Annotated in this window: 10 protein-coding genes; 3 read left to right on the top strand and 7 right to left on the bottom strand. The window is 65.3% G+C overall.

Annotated elements, in window-relative coordinates; all coding sequences use genetic code 11:
- The first annotated feature begins 22 nt into the window (after positions 1-22).
- The 3 genes from nirB (at position 23) to AC1KAR_RS00420 (ending at position 4386) form a co-directional block, all read left to right on the top strand.
- Entirely contained in the window at positions 23-2545 is a 2523-nt protein-coding gene (gene nirB / locus AC1KAR_RS00430; protein WP_480313649.1) for a nitrite reductase large subunit NirB, read from the top strand.
- Between the two features lie 20 nt (positions 2546-2565).
- A complete protein-coding gene (gene nirD / locus AC1KAR_RS00425) occupies positions 2566-2907 on the top strand; it encodes a nitrite reductase small subunit NirD (protein WP_480313648.1) in 342 nt (113 codons plus the stop codon).
- A gap of 108 nt (positions 2908-3015) precedes the next feature.
- Positions 3016-4386 carry a nitrate- and nitrite sensing domain-containing protein gene (locus AC1KAR_RS00420; RefSeq protein ID WP_480313646.1) on the top strand — a complete coding sequence of 457 codons (1371 nt, stop codon included), beginning with the start codon at positions 3016-3018 and terminating at the stop codon, positions 4384-4386.
- Between the two features lie 256 nt (positions 4387-4642).
- Here AC1KAR_RS00420 and AC1KAR_RS00415 read toward each other — a convergent pair whose 3' ends face one another.
- The 7 genes from AC1KAR_RS00415 to AC1KAR_RS00385 form a co-directional block, all read right to left on the bottom strand.
- Entirely contained in the window at positions 4643-8692 is a 4050-nt protein-coding gene (locus tag AC1KAR_RS00415; RefSeq protein WP_480313644.1) for a response regulator, read from the bottom strand.
- The gene (locus tag AC1KAR_RS00410; protein ID WP_480313642.1) at positions 8689-9828 is read right to left on the bottom strand and encodes a response regulator; all 1140 of its coding nucleotides are present in this window, start codon (positions 9826-9828) and stop codon (positions 8689-8691) included. The genes AC1KAR_RS00415 and AC1KAR_RS00410 overlap by 4 nt, the downstream gene beginning before the upstream one ends.
- 195 nt (positions 9829-10023) lie before the next feature.
- Positions 10024-11772 (bottom strand): sensor histidine kinase, encoded by a 1749-nt coding sequence (locus AC1KAR_RS00405; RefSeq protein ID WP_480313640.1) that lies wholly within the window; start codon positions 11770-11772, stop codon positions 10024-10026.
- 310 nt (positions 11773-12082) lie between these two features.
- On the bottom strand, positions 12083-13120 hold the full coding sequence (locus tag AC1KAR_RS00400) for a hypothetical protein (protein ID WP_480313638.1): 1038 nt from the start codon (positions 13118-13120) through the stop codon (positions 12083-12085).
- A 49-nt stretch (positions 13121-13169) separates the two neighbouring features.
- Positions 13170-14510, bottom strand: coding sequence for a hypothetical protein (locus tag AC1KAR_RS00395; protein WP_480313636.1), 1341 nt, complete (start codon positions 14508-14510; stop codon positions 13170-13172).
- Positions 14507-15946, bottom strand: a complete 1440-nt coding sequence (locus AC1KAR_RS00390) for a hypothetical protein (protein ID WP_480313634.1) — start codon at positions 15944-15946, stop codon at positions 14507-14509. The genes AC1KAR_RS00395 and AC1KAR_RS00390 overlap by 4 nt, the downstream gene beginning before the upstream one ends.
- 9 nt (positions 15947-15955) lie before the next feature.
- Positions 15956-17059, bottom strand: a complete 1104-nt coding sequence (locus AC1KAR_RS00385; RefSeq protein ID WP_480313632.1) for an ATP-binding protein — start codon at positions 17057-17059, stop codon at positions 15956-15958.
- Positions 17060-17072 lie beyond the last annotated feature (13 nt).

Genomic DNA, 17072 nt, shown 5'->3' with positions numbered 1-17072 from the left:
CGCTCCTTGTGCAGGATCAGACATGAAGATCATCGTTGTCGGCCACGGTATGGTGGGCCACAAGTTCCTCGAAAGCCTGGCCGAGACCAGCCTTGCTGGCGCTGACGTCACGGTGTTGTGCGAAGAGCCTCGGGCGGCGTACGACCGGGTTCATCTCTCCGAGTTTTTCAGTGGCAAGTCGGCCGACGAGCTTTCGCTGGTGGAGCCCGGCTTCTTCGAGCGCACTCGCTTCAACCTGAAGCTGAAGGCGCGTGCCGTGGCCATCGAGCGGCGCGATCGCACTGTGACCACCGCCGATGGCGAGGTGCTGAGCTACGACAAGCTCGTGATGGCGACCGGCTCGAACGCCTTCGTGCCCCCGGTGCCCGGCCGTGACCGCCCGCATTGCTTCGTCTACCGCACCATCGAGGACCTGGAGGCCATGAAGGCCTCGGGAGCCAAATCAAAGACCGGCGTGGTCGTGGGCGGTGGCTTGCTGGGCCTGGAGTGCGCGAAGGCGCTGCGCGACATGGGCCTGGAGACTCACGTCGTCGAGTTCGCGCCGCGCCTGATGGCGGTGCAGGTCGATGACGGCGGCGGCAAGGTGCTTCGCGCCAAGATCGAAGAACTCGGCGTGAAGGTGCACACCGGTCGCAACACGACCGAGATCACCGATGGCGCCACCGCTCGCCACCGCATGGTGTTCGCCGACGGCACCTGGCTTGAGACGGACATGATCGTGTTCTCGGCCGGCATCCGCCCGCGCGACGACTTGGCCCGCCAATGCGTGCTGGCCATCGGCCCGCGCGGCGGCGTGGTGATCGACAGCAACTGCCTCACGAGCGATCACAACGTCTACGCGATTGGCGAATGCGCGTCGTGGAACGAGCAGACCTTCGGCCTCGTTGCGCCGGGCTACGACATGGCCCGCGTGACGGCGCGCCACCTCGCCGGTGAAACAGACGCCCAGTTCGTGGGCGCCGACATGAGCACGAAGCTCAAGCTGATGGGCGTGGACGTGGCCAGCATCGGCGACGCCCATGGCCGCACGCCGCATTGCCGCAACTACCAGTACATCGACGAGCGCAAGCAGGTCTACAAGAAGATCGTCGTCAGCGAAGACGGCAAGCAGCTGCTCGGCGCGGTGCTGGTGGGCAATGCCGACGAGTACGGCACGCTGCTGCAGATGGCGCTCAATGGCATCACGCTACCGGAAGACCCTGAGTTCCTGATCCTGCCGTCGAGCGACGGCAAGGCCAAGCCGGGCCTGGGCGTCGATGCGCTGCCCGATGCCGCCCAGATCTGTTCGTGCAACAACGTCACCAAGGGCCAGATCTGCGCCGCGGTGGGCGAGGGCAACTGCACCATCGCGCAGATGAAGTCGTGCACCAAGGCCGGCGCCACCTGCGGTGGCTGCGTGCCGCTGGTCACCCAGGTCATGAAGGCCGAGATGAGCAAGCGCGGCATGGCCGTCAACAACCACATCTGCGAGCACTTCGCCTACTCGCGCCAGGAGCTGTACCACCTGATCCGCGTGGGCGAGATCAAGAGCTTTGCCGACCTGCTGCACAAGCACGGCAAGGGCATGGGCTGCGACATCTGCAAGCCCGCGGCGGCCAGCATCTTCGCGTCGTGCTGGAACGAGTTCGTGCTGAAGAAGGAGCTCGCCGGCCTGCAGGACAGCAACGACTACTTCCTGGGCAACATCCAGAAGGACGGCACCTACTCGGTGGTGCCGCGCATGCCGGGCGGCGAAGTCACGCCCGACGGGCTGATCGCGGTGGGCCAGGTCGCCAAGAAGTACGGCCTGTACACCAAGGTGACGGGCGGCGCGCGGGTCGACATGTTCGGTGCGCGCCTGGAGCAGCTGCCGCTCATCTGGGAAGAGCTCATCGCCGCCGGCTTCGAATCGGGCCATGCGTACGGTAAGTCGCTGCGCACGGTGAAGAGCTGCGTGGGCAGCACCTGGTGCCGCTACGGCGTGGACGACAGCGTGGGCCTCGCGGTCGAGATCGAGAACCGCTACAAGGGCCTGCGCGCGCCGCACAAGATCAAGTTCGGCGTCTCGGGCTGCACCCGTGAGTGCGCCGAAGCGCAGGGCAAGGACGTTGGCATCATCGCCACCGAGAAGGGCTGGAACCTCTACGTCTGCGGTAACGGCGGCATGAAACCGCGCCACGCCGAGCTGATCGCGACCGACCTGACCAAGGCCGAGCTGCTCAAGCTGGTCGACCGCTTCCTGATGTTCTACGTGCGCACGGCCGACCGCCTGCAGCGCACCAGCACCTGGCGCGAGAACCTCGAGGGTGGCCTCGACTACCTGAAGGGCGTGCTGATCAACGACACGCTGGGCATTGGCGCCGAACTCGAAGCGCAGATGCAGTCGGTGGTCGACACCTACCAGTGCGAGTGGAAGACGGCGGTGAACGACGCCGAGACCCGCAAGCGCTTCCGCTCGTTCGTGAACAGCGACAAGCCCGACGAGCATGTGATCTTCGTCAAGGAGCGCGGGCAGATCCGCCCGGCGCGCCCCGAGGAGCGCGTGGCCGAAACCACCCCCACCTGAGCCGCAACCGGAGACCCATCATGAACACCGAGACCCTGACCTGGACCGACGTGTGCGCGGCCGAAGAGATCCTGCCCAACACCGGCGTGTGCGCGCTGGTCGAGGGCCGCCATGTGGCCGTGTTTCGCGTGGGTGGCGAGCAGTTCTACGCAATCGACAACGTCGACCCGAAATCCGGTGCGAGCGTGCTGTCGCGTGGGCTGGTCGGCAACCTCGGCGACAGCATCGTCGTGGCCTCGCCGCTCTACAAGAACCATTTCGACCTGCGCACCGGCGCGTGCCTGGAACTGCCCGAGTTCTCGGTGAAGGCTCATGCGGTGGCGCTCGACGGCGGGCGGGTGAGGGTGGCGCTGGGGGGCTGACGCGCCTCGGCGCACCACACGCGGGAGCGGGGGCGGCGCGGGCAAGGGACAATCGCGCTATCTCGCCGCAGCACAGTAAGCGGCGGCCCCGTTTCCAGGAGTGTGTGCATGACCCAGCCGGCCGTGCCCGAGTCGCCCTCGCAGCCAGTTTCCAACCCGTCGCCGGGCGCGCCCTCGGACGACGTCTCCCGCCTCGTCCTACAAGCCAAGCGGCTTGAGATCGACGCCGTTCGCCACCTTGCCGGGCGCGCCGAACTCGTCGACGTGATCGGCCAGTTGATGCACGCGCTGCAACGCGAACGTGGTGCCACGAGCATCTACCTTGCCTCGCGCGGCCAAAGGTTTGCGGATGTGCGGCGTGCCGCGGTCGAAGAAGCGATGCCCGTCGAGGCGCAGTTGCGCAAGCTCATTGCCGCGCAATTGGCCCCGGAGAAAGGTGCCACCGCGCGCATGCTTTCGCTGATGGCCTGGGCATTGATCGGGCTTGACGCCATGCACGAGTTGCGCGCGCAGATCGAGCGCCAGGGCCTCAGTGCACACGATTCGGTGGCGGCGTTCAGCCGGCTCATCGCCGGTTTGATCGAGCTGGTTTTTCACGTGGCCGATGCCACCTTGCTGCCGCGCATTTCGCGCCAGATGGTGGCGTTCCTGCACCTGATGCAGGCACAGGAAGCTGCTGGGCAAGAGCGGGCCGTGGGTGCGCTGCTTTTTGCCTCTGGCATCTGCAGCGAAGCGCACCAGCAGCGCGTGGCGCAATTGATCGATGTACAGGAGCGCAGCCTGCAGGTCTTCAGCGAGTTTGCCGACGACACGCTGCAAGCCCGCTGGGAGCAGCAACAGGTGCTGCCGGGTGTCGCCAAGCTCGAGCGCCTGCGCCGTGCGCTGTACACCGCCAAATCGGGCGGCATGCTCGACAGCAACGCGAGCGACACCTGGTTCGATGTCTGCAGCGACCGGATCACCGAGCTGTGGCACCTGCAGATCGAACTCGTGAAGCAGTTGCGCGACGAATGCGATGCGCAGATCCGTGCTGCCGAGCAAGACCTGTCGAACTCCGAAGCGCTGCTGCACAACCTGCGCGACCACCCGCCGCCCCACACCCACGCGGTGGAGCGCTATTTCGACATCGGCACGGCGCCTCAGGCGGCGCCTGAACTCGTCAGTACCAGCAAAGGCGACGAATCGACCTCGCTGTTGGAGTTGCTGCAGGCGCAGAGCCAGCGCCTGCAGCGCATGGAGACCGAGCTGGAGAGTGCGCGCCGCACGCTCAACGAACGCAAGGTGATCGAGCGCGCCAAGGGCATGCTGATGGCCCGGCTCGGGCTCAGCGAAGAAGACGCGTTCCGCGCGCTGCAGAAGACCTCGATGGACCACAACCGGCGCCTGGTGGACGTGGCCGAGGCGACGCTCTCGCTGCCGAACTTCGCGTTTTCGGGGCTCTCAGGGGTGGATCGGGCGCTGGAGGCCGGGCGCTCTTAGCGGCGTCGCGCCCTGGTCGCAGCCGGTCAAGGTGCAGACCAAGCGGGCCTCACAGGGCTCATAGCCAGCGCCAGACCCGCTCCAGCCATTGGGGCATGCGCGGTGGTGGGACGAAGTTCTGGCGCAGGGTGGCTTTGGACATGCTGAGCTCCGTGAGTACTGTATGTGCATACAGTATCGCTCCGGCAGCGCAGTTTGTCACCTGTCTTCGTCATTGCCTGCGCATCTGCACCCGCACCGAGCTGCGGGCGGTCGCTCAGACCGACTCGCGCAACGCGGCGATCGCCCGATCGAAATCGAAGTCGGAGAGCGCCTGCACAGCGAGCCGCAGGGCATGGCGCAACCGCGGCTCGTGCGCCTGCTCCAGCAACGCGTCGGCCAGGTCGGCGGATTCCGCATCGCCGCTTTCGAGAAGTTGCACGAGCCGCTGGATGGACTCGCGCGAGCGCGTATCCAGCGCCGTGGGCGATTCGGCCGCAGCACCGGGGGCTGCCTTGGCGTGATCCTGCGCGGCCACTGGTTCGTTTGTTGCCCATTCATCGAGCCCCGCCAGCACTGGCGCGAGGGCTTTGCGCACGTCATCGAGCGAGGCGCCTATGGCCGTGGGTTCAGCACCCGGCCCGCTGGCAGATTCGAGCCGTGCCGCTGCGGCCTGCAGACGCGCCGCGCCGATGTTGCCGGCTGTGCCTTTGAGCGTATGCGCTGCGCGCTGTGCCGCACCCGGGTCGGCAGCGTGCTGCGCGGCGGCGAAGGCGGCCTCGAAATCGGCCTGGCTGCTCCGGAACCTCAGCAACAGCCGCCGGTAAAGCGCAGGCTTGCCCGCCGCCGTGGCGAGGCCGCGGGCCACGTCGATGCCGGGCAGGGCAGGGAAGTGCGCCGCAGCTGCCACCGATGCCGCCGATGGGCCGGGCTCCGGGTTGGCGACGGTGGACTCAGCGGCAGGCCGCTCGCGCCTGGCTGATGGCACCACCCATCTGGCGATGGTCATGAACATGGTGCCCACATTCAAGGGCTTGGGCACGTGGTCGCACATGCCCGCGTTCAGCGCCCGCTCGCGGTCGCCGGCCATGGCGTTGGCGGTCATCGCGATGATGGGAATGTGCAGCCACGCTGCGTTCGCGCGGATCTGCTCGGTGGCGGTGTAGCCATCCATCACGGGCATCTGGCAGTCCATCAGGATGCCGTCGAACTCGGCGTCACGCTCCAGAATCTCGAGCGCCTCGCGGCCGTGGTTCGCGCAGACCACCTGGATGTTGGCGTCGTTGAGCAGGTCGAGCGCGAGCTCCTGGTTCAGGTCGTTGTCTTCCACAAGAAGGAGCCGCGCACCGGCGAGTTGTGCCATGGCTTGCGCATGCAGGTCGGCCTTTTCAACGGCGCGTGTTTCGACCATGCCGCCCTTGCCAAGCGCCTCGGCCACGGCTTCGAGCAGGTTCGAGGGCGTCACCGGCTTGGTCAGCACCGTGGCCGGCAGCAGGCCTTGGTGCTGCGCTGCGCCGAGCGCTTCGTCGCGGCCGTAGGCCGTGACCATGATGACGGTGGGCACGCGGCTGAGGCGTTCGGTGCTCAGGCGGCGCATGGTCTCCACGCCATCCATGCCCGGCATCTTCCAGTCCATCAGCACCAGGTCGTAGTGGAGGCCCTGCTCGTCGGCGTGGGCGACCATGCGCAGAGCCTCGGCCCCGCTGTACGCGGCGTCGACCTCGAGTCCGAAGGTGCGGGCCATGCCCGAAAGGATCTCGCGCGCCGAGGCGTTGTCGTCGACCACCAGCACGCGCGTGCCCAGCAGTTCGTCGGCGCGGAACATGCGGCGTTCCTGTGGGTGGCTCTGCACCTCGAAACGTGCGCGGAAGTGAAACGTCGAGCCCTGGCCCAGCGCACTGTCGACCCAGATGTGGCCGCCCATCAGTTCGACCAGGTTGCGCGAGATCGCCAGGCCCAGGCCCGTACCGCCGTAGCGCCGCGTGGTGGAGGCATCGGCTTGCGCAAAGCTCTGGAACATGCGTTCGCACTGCTCGGGCGACATGCCGATGCCCGTGTCGCGCACCCAGAAGTGCAATTCGGCGCCTTGTGCGTCGCGCGATACGGCTTCCACGCCGACCACCACCTCGCCCTGTTCCGTGAACTTGACCGCGTTGCTGCCCAGGTTGACCAGCACCTGGCCCAGCCGCAGGGAATCGCCGCGCAGGGCAGTAGGCACCTCGGGGCTCACGTTGAACAGCAGCTCCACGCCCTTGTCGTCGGCCTTCAGGCCCACGAGGTTCGCCAGATGGTCCATCACGTCTTCGAGACGGAAGTCGACCACCTCCAGCGTCATCTTGCCGGCCTCGATCTTCGAGAAGTCGAGGATGTCGTTGATGATCCCAAGCAGGTTCTCGCCCGAGCGATGCACCTTCTCGATGTAGTTGCGTTGCTTCTTGTCGAGCGAGGTCTGCAGCGCCAGGTGCGACATGCCGATGATCGCGTTCATCGGCGTGCGGATCTCGTGGCTCATGTTCGCGAGGAACTCGCTCTTGGCGCGGGTGGCTTCTTCGGCGGCCTCCTTGGCACGGGCCATTTCGCCCTGCATCTGCATGCGCTCGGTCACGTCGCGCACGGACGCACACACGCACATACCCCGCCCGCCCAGAGGCGGCAGCTGCGAGAGCCCCACGTCGACCGGGAACAGGCTGCCGTCCTTGCGGCGGCCGTGCAGCACACCGCCGCGCGCCGCCATGGCGCGCGTGCCTCCGTGCTGCATGAACCCTTGGCGTAGGGAAGGGTGTTGGGCGCGCCGGTCTTCGGGCACCAGGCATTCGAGGGGCTGGCCCGGCAACTCGCCCGGCGCGTACCGGAACATGCGCTCCAGCTGCGGGTTGACCATCACGATCAGGCCGTCTGCGTTGGCGATCAACATGCCATCGGGCGCCGCCTCGATCACGCCGCGGTACCAGGTCTCGGTGGCCTGGATCTCGGCCTTCTGCGCCTCAAGCTCGATGGCTTGCCGCTGCGTTTCTTCGAGCAGTGTGTTCGTGCGCGCCGCGCGATCGAGGATCTCGAGGTTGGTGGCGAGCACGGGTGTCAACGCGTCGAGCAGGGCCCGCTCGCGCTCGCCAAAGCTCGACAGCGTGGCCAGCTCCAGTACGCCCAGCAGTCGCTCGCCGCGCAGCAACGGGAAGAGGGCGATCGTGCCCGGCGCCGCCTCGCCCAGGCCGGAGGTGATGCGCAGGTAGCCGGCCGGTGCCGGGCTCAGCACGATGGCGGCCTGCTGCTGCGCGCACTCTCCGACCAGACCCTGCCCGAGCGCGAAGCCGGGCGCGCTCGACGGCGCGTCGTGGGGCGCATAGCTGCCCACGAGGCTCAACCGGCCCAGGGCTTCGTCGTGCCCGTAAAGCAGGCCCTGGGCGATGCCACCGATGGGCGCTAGCTGCGCGAAGAAGGTCTGCGCCAACTCGGCCGGCTGCGTGGCGGTTCGCAGCAGGGCCGAGATACGCGCCAGATGGCTCTTCAGCCAGCCCTCGGTCTGCATCTCCTGCGCAACCGTCTGCAGAACATGGATGGAGCGGGCCATGTCGCCCAGCTCGTTGTCATAGTCCTGGTGGGGCACCTCGGTGGCAAGCTGACCGCGGGCCAGGTCTTCGACGGCGTCTCGAACGCGCAGAGCAGGGCGGCGGATTGACGCGGCCGTCATCCAGGCGAGCAGGCAACCCAGTGTGGCGCCGCCTACCAGCAGCACCAGCGTGCGCGTGCGTGCACGGTTCGCTTGGGCCAAGCCTTCGGCCATGTTCAAGCGGGCACCGTCTTCCTTGCCCTGCACGAGTTCGTCCATGCGCGCGCGCACGGTGTCGCCGGTGTCCTGAAAACTCTGCGAGGTGATGAAGGTGCGTGCCTGCGCGGCGTCACCGCGCTCCAGCAGCGTGAGCGCGTGGGTCACGTTGCGCTTGTAGAGGCCGTAGGCGTCTTCGAACAGCACCAGCAAACGCCTGCTCTCTGTGCGAAAGACCCTCGGCCGCAGCTGGGCCAGTTCTTCCTTCAGCTTTGCATCGAGCTCGTTCACCCGGCCGATGGCGGCTGCGCGATCGGCGGCGGTGTCGGCAATCAGCGCCTGGCGCAGTTCGCGGCCGATGGTGATGTAGGCCGCTTGCGCGTCCTTGGCGTTCGAGACACCCAGCAAGTCACGCTCGTAGATCTGCTCGATCTGCGTGCGAAGTTCGTGCTGCGTGATGAGGTTGCCCACCTCCAGCACCACGAGCATCACGATCAAGGTGCCCAGGCCGAGCACGAGCCTGGTTCGCAGTTGCCGGCGCTCCAGCCAGCGCAGGCCGATCATTGCGCGCTCTTGGCTTTGGCCTGCAAGTCTGCGTCGGTGTCCACATGGCGCCTGGCGATCTCATGGAACGTGGTCGACGCGTCAATGAACACATCGACGACGTCGGGGTCGAAGTGGCGACCGCGCCCCTCCACGATGATCTGCACGGCCTTTTCGTGGGGCATGCCTTCCTTGTAGACACGGCGGCTGATCAATGCGTCGTACACATCGGCGAGCGCCATGAGCCGTGCGGAGACCGGGATCTGCTCGCCCTTCAAGCCCTCGGGGTAGCCAGAGCCGTCCCATTTTTCCTGGTGGCTGTAGGCAATCTCCTTGGCCACCGTCAGGAAGTCGACATTGATCCCCAGCCGGTCTTCGGCCTGCTGGATGGCGTCGCGGCCCACCTTGCAGTGGGTCTTCATGATCTCGAACTCGTGCGGCTCGTACTTGCCGGGCTTGAGCAGGATGTGGTCCGGGATGCCTACCTTGCCGATGTCGTGCAAAGGCGCCGACTTGTACAGCGTGGCGATGAAGGCGTCGGTTAGAACCGGCGCAAACCGCGGGTGCGATTGCAGGCGCTCAGCGAGCAGCTTCACGTAAAGCTGCGTGCGGCGGATGTGGTTGCCGGTTTCGTTGTCGCGCGTCTCGGCCAGCGAGGCCATAGCAAGAATGGTCACGTCCTGGATGGCCGCCAGCTCCCGCGTGCGCCAGGCGACTTCGCCTTCGAGAAACGCATTCTGGTCGCGCAGCACATCGGCGGCACGCTTGAGCTGCAACTGCGCTGCCACGCGGGCCATCAGGATCGGCGGGTTCACCGGCTTGGTGATGAAGTCCACCGCGCCCAGGCTGAGGCCGAACTCCTCGTCCACCGAGTCGGTGAGGGCGGTCAAAAAGATCACCGGGATGTCGCTCGTGTCCGGGTCGCTCTTCAGCTTGGCACACACGGTGTAGCCGTCCAACTCCGGCATCATCACGTCGAGCAGGATCAGATCGGGTGACGGCGATTGCCGGGCAAGTTGCAGCGCCTTCTGGCCACTGTTGGCAAGCTTGACCCGGTAAAGGTCCTTGAGCAGGCCCGCCATGAGGCTCAGGTTGTCCGGAGTGTCGTCGACCACGAGGATCGTCTGCCTGAGCTCGCCGCCGTTTGCTTCGGTCATGCTGCCTCCCGTTGATGGACCCGCACCATGGGGCGAGTCGAATCGATTGTTGCTCTCGCGAAATGTAGCTGACGGCCTGCAACTCGCTGTTCTTCAGGCGCAGGTCAAGGGAACATCGGTCGAGCGGCCGACTAACTTCGCTCGACGGACACCTACCGGCGCAGCCCCAAGGCAATGCGATAGCCATTTGAGAGGTTAGGTCTCTGTTGTTGGTTGGCTTCGACAAAGCGGAAGAGAGACCACAAAACGGCTCCCCAGACCCACGCCAGCGCTTTCCGCGCGAACCGCACCGCCGTGTAACTCGACAATTCGCCGCACCAGCGCCAAGCCGATCCCCAACCCGCCTCCTGCATGCCGTGAGGCCTCCGGGACCTGCATGAACATGTCGAAAACACGTGTGAGGAGTTCAGGCGCGAGCCCGAGGCCGGAATCGTGGACGCTGAGTTCAGCGGACTCGCCAACAGCTTCGATTGCCACGGTGATGCTTCCCTCTTCAGGCGTGTACTTGATCGCGTTGTTGAGAAGATTGATCAGCACCTGGGTGAGGCGTGCGACGTCCCCTTCCACTATCGCGCTTTCTTGCGGAACATCGAGTGTCAAGTCGTGGCGTCGTTTCTCCAGCTCGTCCTTGCATCCCTCGACGGCCCGTACGACAACATCCTGGAGCGACACCGGTGTGAGGCGCAACGAAACCTTGCCGGTGCGAATGCTGGTTGCATCCAACAGATCACTGATCAAGGCACTCAGCTGGCCTGTCTGCCGCTCCAGGATGGCCAGGTTCTTTCTGTCGATCGGGTCGACGATCCTCTTCTTCAACAGGTGGACCGCTGCGACCATAGGCGACAGAGGGTTGCGCATCTCATGGGCGACAACCGCAAGCATCTCGTCTTTGCGCGCGTCCTCTTGCTGGAGCAGCTCCATCTGTCGGTGACGATCGCTCACATCGTTGCCCTGAACGAAGATGCCGGTGACCCTGCCATCCTCGTCCTGGACGGGTTGATAGACGAAGTCCAAATACGCCAGCACAGGCGGCAATTGAGGGTCGCGGCTCAACAGGGCTGGCACGTCGCGCCCGACATACGCCTCGTTGGTCTCGTAGACCTGGTCAAGAAGCTTCACGAAACCCTGGCCTGCAGCTTCAGGAAGCGCCTCGATGACCGGTTTGTCCAAGAGAGGGCGACGACCCACAACTTGGTAGTAGGCGTCGTTGACCACCTCGAACACATGCTTTCGACCGCGCAGCAGTGCGACAAACCCAGGTGCCTGCTTGAACCACTGGGCAAGGATGCGGTTTTGCTCTTGGGATGCCTCGAGGAGCCGTCTTCCATTGGCGTTGCTGTCAAGCAGCTTGCCGACCAATCCGACAGTTCCGGATGCAGCAGCTGCGAATGCGCTGAGGCTGCGGACAAGACGCAGGTCTTCGCTGTCGAATTGCCTGTGCTCGTCATGGTGGACAACCCACACGGTGCCATTGGGCACACCGTTTTGCATGAACGGAACGAGCAGGACTTCGCGCACTGGCACCGGCAGGTCCGCGATATAGGGAAAGCTGCGGACGGGCTCATTCATCAGAAGCGCGTCACCGCGATCTAAAACCACGCCGCAAGGACTGAAGTGTCGCGGGAGGGTCTGGCCTGCTAGCGCCTTGAACGCTCCTGCAGTGGCAACCCAGCGAAACACAGGTTCATCGTTGACTCGTTCTTGAAGACTGATGCCAGCAGAGCCCGCTCCGGTCAGGGCGCAAGCCAAATCCACCAATTGCTGTGGAATCTCGTAAGGCGCTTCAGACAACGTTGTGGCCAGCGAGCTCAAGGCTTCGCTTTCTCGTTGGTAGTCAGGCGCTCGGGAGAGCCGCTGCTGCAAAAGCGGTGTCGCGATCACATCGTGCAGATGCAGTGTGTCTGCTGGCGGAGAAACTCGCGCGTGCGATTTGGTTTGCGACACAGTTACCTCCCGGGTTAGGCCAGTTCGCCCCAATGCTGTGGATCACCGACGGGGTGTTGCATTGTGACGGGGCCATCAACATGTTCCGGCTTTTCAGGCATTTACCAAAGCGCCACAATGTATATTATGTAAAGTCTAAGAGAGTGTGCATGCGTTGAGGTCGGGCCATCTAAGTCCGGCGACGCAATTTCACTTAACGCTCCCCGGGGAAATGCGACAGAAAGTCCCGACCTGACCGAATCTCCGGCAATTCGGGAAATCATGTCGTACGACAGAAATCCCCGACTCCCCGAACGCAACCGGCTCGGAATTAGGCGCTGGCGCGGACCGCAGCGCCACTGGACGCATCCTTCGGACCGACTAGCTGCCCATACATCTTCAGGTAGCGTGCTCCGGCATGCCGCAGGGTGTCGACTGCCTTCCAGCGTTCGTCCTCAATCACTTCCAGCGGGCGATCCTTGAGCCGCGCACACCACTGGTCCCTGTCGGTCTTGAAGCAATAGAAGTGTGGCCGCCCGGGGGCAAAGAGCCGCATTTTGCGGACGTCCAACGGCACCGCCTGTCTGGCTGGCTCGCTGGAGTCGACCGCTCGCCAGCCATGCTCGAACGAAAACCGCAGGCAGGGTCCCTTGCACAGGTCGCGGACCGACTGAAGCCGAACTGCATCAGCTTGTTCGATGGCACGACGGCGTGCTGCCTTGTTCCGATGCAGTCTGGGCTGCATCACCGGTCCGATGGCCGCGCCCTCGTACGTGACACTCACGGCGCCAGACGGACTGAGGCGACCGTTTAGCTGCAGAGGCACGGTCTGACAGAGCATCTCGGGATCCCAGTACCCGTCGGCGGCGCGCGCCATGCCTTTGGCGAGATTCTTTGCGTCCGCCCACAAGGCTCGCATCGCGGTACCGGCGGCGTGGGCCAGCAGCCAGTCGGCGTGCGTCAGGTTGAGTTGCCTGTTGCCCACGTCCACCTTCAGCTCGAAGTTGAGCTGATGACCGAGCTTCACCCACAGCGGCTCTTGCTTATACGAGCGGTACACGCTCGGCTCATGGCTGATCCACAGCCGCTGCTGGGCGTCAGGCTCGATCGCAATCTGCCACATCGCGAGTGCCCACGCATCCCGGTCGCGTGGGTCGTCGGCAAGGGCCCTGCCGAGCGCTTCCGGCGTCCTCAGCTCCAGCAAGCGTCGAACCCGTCGGTGCGCCTTGCCGAGCACGTGCTTGGCCACGAAGCGGTGCACCGGTCGGTACAGCAGAAACGTTGCCCGCTGAGCCGCATAGCTGTAATCCCAACAGGGGTCGCTGTCCGGATCGAAGCGCGCGGCTTCTGCCGTGGTGGTTTCCGCCACCTTCGGGAGCGCCCGAGATCGGACCCGGCCCGCGTTGCCCTGCCCATCCTCACGCGCGCCCACGATGGTCCTTTCCAGCAACGCCCGCAGCCGCACCAGCGCACTTCATATGTTGTTCGCCGAAGTCCGACGGGCGCTCATGCAGATGGCGGTACAGCCGCAGAAGCAGCGCCGGGCTCAAGCGCGCTTCACGGGTCAGGTCGTATTCGGCACCAGGCTGCTCTCGCTTTGGCAACTGGTGCTTCTGATACGCCCCCCGGAATCCGAGCAGGGACCGCTCGCGCAGTTGCAGGCCCAGCTCCACCCTGCCCGCCTGCAGCGCGCGACGCGCTGCATGGCGGATCACCTGTTTTCCCTTGGCCGCGATCTGCGCTGCTGTCATGGCAAAGAGCGGATCGTGTAGCGGTCGCAGTCGCATCGTGAGGTAACCGAGGTGTCGCGGCTCGAGAACCGCAAACCACGCCGACAGTGTCTGGCTCAGCGGCTCAGCCAGCAGGCCATCTCGGTGGTCGCGAGTGATATCCCGAAGCGCAGGCTGACCACCGCGCAGGAGCCGCCAGCGGCCGCGCCAGCGGTCCGGGGCAGCGAAATTCGCATGCGTGAGCTTCGCAAGATCGGAGGCGAAGCAGTCGGCGTAGTACAGGAGTTCGACGATCAGTCGCTCCGCCGAAGCCTGCTCCTTCGGATACTCCGCGTCCAGCGTTTGCCGGATGCACTCCCACTCGGCCAGGCTCATGCTGTCCTCCGCCTTGTGCTTGCCGGCCGTGAACTCGGCCAAGGCACTGCGGCTGAAGCCTTGATTCATGTTCCGAACGCCGTAGAGTGGCTGAAGCTGGGCGTAGCGCTTTTCTTCAAGCCAACTCGCCAGCGCCGAGACCTGCTGCAAGATGGCCTTGCGGGCGCCGAGCGATGGCACGCGCCTGAACGGCCGCCATTGGGGGCTGTCGCGTGGCACCCGGTCTGGATGAATCCAGAGTTCGACTGGATGCGGGTCGGCCAGGAAGCGCGAGAAGGCCGCGAAGTCCTCGACGTCCAGCGAAGAGACCGCCTTGCCGCACACATGGTTGGCCCAGTTGATGAGCTTCTCGCCCGCAGAGCGGCGCGCCCGGGCCGTGTCTTCGATCTCAGCAGTCTCGACCCAGCACCTGATGGCCGCCAGGTCGTCATTGGCGTCGATCGAAGCGGTGACGGTACAGCGGTGCAGACCGTTCTGCCCATCCAAGGCCGGTGGGCTGACAAAGTGCTCCAGCGAGGCGATTCCTGCATGGCCCTGCTTGCGCGCTGCGGTTGCGTTGGCATGTGAACGCGGGGAAGCGGCGACCGGGATCGCGGGCGCTGCAGGTGTTGCGCTCCGCGCGTTCAAACTGTCCAGGAAGGACGATGACGTCATTGCAAATCTCCTTGTCGGTTGATCGTGGCCAGACACAGGCGCTCAGGCCCTTGGTCGTGACGCCACAACAGGTAGGTGATGCCGCTCGACCACGCCTGCATCAGTGAGCTCAAGCGCGGCGTCCAGGTGGTAAGCAACTCCAGGTAGGCCGTTCGCCGACGCTGGTTCTCCTCGTCCTGTGGCATCTCTTCATCGAACGGATCGCCGAGCGGGGCGCTGTGGGTCGCCCAGCGCTGTGCTGTCCAGAGGTCCTCCAAGAAGCTGCTCCAAATGAAGTGCCCCCAGGCGGCATGGCACACGTGTCGGTCGGTGGGCCAGCGCAAGATGCGCTGCCGCAGGCGAACCCCGCTGCGGTGCCAACGCCAGCGCTCCCGCGGTATGTGATGGTCCCCTTCTTCGCAGCGTCGCGACCACAGCACGAAGGCGTGCAGCGCTGGCGGGCAGTTGCTGGACGCCCTTGGGAGGAGCGCTTCAGTGACACGGTGGAAATAGAAGTCGTCTTCGAGACGCTTGCTCTGAAGTCGCGGACGCAGCCCAAACCGTCGCATCACGTGCCGCCGGATGGACTTGTAGATGGCGATGCGCGTGTCCCGCGCCTCGTTCTCCGTTGAGATGAAGAACACCCCCGGAGGGTCGCAAGGCCAACTGCGCAGCGCCACGGTCCCCTGCCCTGGCTGGTGGGCGTCCTGGGCCGTGTCGTCGACCTCGGGGGCCATCCCGCACAGGACCTCATACACCTGGGCCTTGGAGCCTGTGTCGTCGGTCCGTGTTGGGTCGACCACCCAACTGGTCGCCATGGGCCAGTCGACGTGGCTGCGCTCCAGGGCGGCGAATCGCTGGCCGATGTCCGCCAACGCAGAGAGGTCCCGCGGACCGTACCAGTGGTCCAGATCAGCGGCACCTGTCCATGCACGCCCGTACCCCATGCCGCAGTGCACGCACTGCATCGGCGTGTCGAATCCCTCCACCGTCAGCGCGTAGCGAGGCGTCGGAGCCTGGCAGTGCGGGCAGGCGTCGATCAAGGGTTCGCCGTGAATCGGGCACGCCTTGAGCGCCTCGATCTGGAACAGGGCCGACTGGAAGCCCTGATCCGCACAGCTGCAGCACAATCGGAGCCTTCGATCCGAAGCGATGCGCACAGCCCAGCGACCGCAGGTGCCGTCCAGGAAGCCGGCAATGGCCGAGGCGCCGACCGCGCCTTTGGCGCCCGGCACCGCCCATGCGCTGTTCAGGAAGCTGCGCCCGTGCACGCTGCTGTAGCTCGCTTGCAAGACTCGCTTCCCAAACAGGAGCTCGCACATTACCTTCGCGTCCAGCGCGTTGAGGATCGCCAGCTTGGCCACCCGCGTGTACGCGCCCTCCCACGGCGCCAGCCAGGGTTGCGCCCCGACCAGGCCGTCCTCGACCGTGGTGAACAAGCTGCGGTTCAAGGGCATGGCGCCGGCCTAGAACAGCGTCGACTCGTAGCCGCTCGCCTCCACGGCCTGGGCCCAGACCTCCGGAGTGCCGGCGAAGCCGGCGCCGTCGTTCTGCAGTTGGGAGAACAGGAAATTGCGGATCGTGCCGCCGATCCAGTTCATGCCGATGTTGCAGTGGGGCTGATCCTTACGTGCAGCAACGGCACGCAGTTCCGTCCACATCGTCCCGGCTTCCTTGGCCAGGCGCCAGCCCGACTTCCACGCCGTGGGCATGAAGAATTCGGTGTAGCTGATGCCGCTCTGTGCAGGGTACTCGCTTTGCTCGGGGTCGTCGTAGGCAGCCAGCGTCTCGTGAAGCTCCTCCAGCGAGCGGATGCCGTGGAACTCGCGCGGGGTCAGCAAGAAGCGCCCGACCAGGTCGGTGCGGGCGCGACTGATCAGGCGAGCGCGCAGGAGCAGCATCTCGGTGGTCTGCCCAAAGGTCACCGTGATGAGCCGAACCTGCTTGGCCTGCAGGTCATTGGCCAGATCGCGCAGCCACGTCAACTGCGCCTCGCCCCAGTTCTGACCCTCGTCCACGAGAAGGAGATAACGGTCGCTGCCGCACTGTCGGGCTTGCGTGATGAACATGTTCAACAGGCGAAGCCGCTTCTCCTGCGCCGTCCCGCGCAGGGCACCGGCATGGCCGAAGTCATGCAGCAGATCGGAAAAGTACACCCCCTGCGTGAAGGCGTCGTGGGCCTTGGCAAAGGCAATCCCCACCGGCAGTTTCGGGAAGGTCCGGCTCAGCTCGAGGACGGCCGCCTCGATGGCCGTGGTCTTGCCGACACGGAACGCCGCCAGCAAGCAAGTGCCCGAGTCGCGGTGCACAACCACATCCTGGATCACGTCATACGCGGCCTTGAGCGGCGGTGTGGCAACCGCCACCTCGTTCCTGGTCAGCGGGTGGTTCTCATAGAAGTGGTTCCGGGTCTCGCCGGGTTCAAGCGCATCGCGGCGCAGTGCCTCGACGGGCGCGTCGGCTTCGCGCGCAGTGTCAGCTGGACGGCGCTTGCGCTTGGGTGCTTCCTGCGCCAGTTCGGGCGCAGCATCGAGCTGTTCGGTCCGATCGTCGGTCAGAGTTTCGTTCATGGCAATCTCCTTT

This window comes from Piscinibacter sp. PDB1-1, from assembly GCF_056675995.1.
The sequence above is the reverse complement of the archived record's forward strand: the minus strand, read 5'-3'. Positions and strand labels throughout refer to the sequence as shown.

Bases quoted from the DNA above. Each gene is read 5' to 3' on its own strand.
- nirB (WP_480313649.1), top strand. From the start codon at position 23: ATGAAGATCATCGTTGTCGGCCACGGTATGGTGGGCCACAAGTTCCTC.
- AC1KAR_RS00415 (WP_480313644.1), bottom strand. From the start codon at position 8,692: ATGATCGGCCTGCGCTGGCTGGAGCGCCGGCAACTGCGAACCAGGCTC.
- AC1KAR_RS00395 (WP_480313636.1), bottom strand. From the start codon at position 14,510: ATGACGTCATCGTCCTTCCTGGACAGTTTGAACGCGCGGAGCGCAACA.
- AC1KAR_RS00410 (WP_480313642.1), bottom strand. From the start codon at position 9,828: ATGACCGAAGCAAACGGCGGCGAGCTCAGGCAGACGATCCTCGTGGTC.
- AC1KAR_RS00420 (WP_480313646.1), top strand. From the start codon at position 3,016: ATGACCCAGCCGGCCGTGCCCGAGTCGCCCTCGCAGCCAGTTTCCAAC.
- AC1KAR_RS00390 (WP_480313634.1), bottom strand. From the start codon at position 15,946: ATGCCCTTGAACCGCAGCTTGTTCACCACGGTCGAGGACGGCCTGGTC.
- nirD (WP_480313648.1), top strand. From the start codon at position 2,566: ATGAACACCGAGACCCTGACCTGGACCGACGTGTGCGCGGCCGAAGAG.
- AC1KAR_RS00385 (WP_480313632.1), bottom strand. From the start codon at position 17,059: ATGAACGAAACTCTGACCGACGATCGGACCGAACAGCTCGATGCTGCG.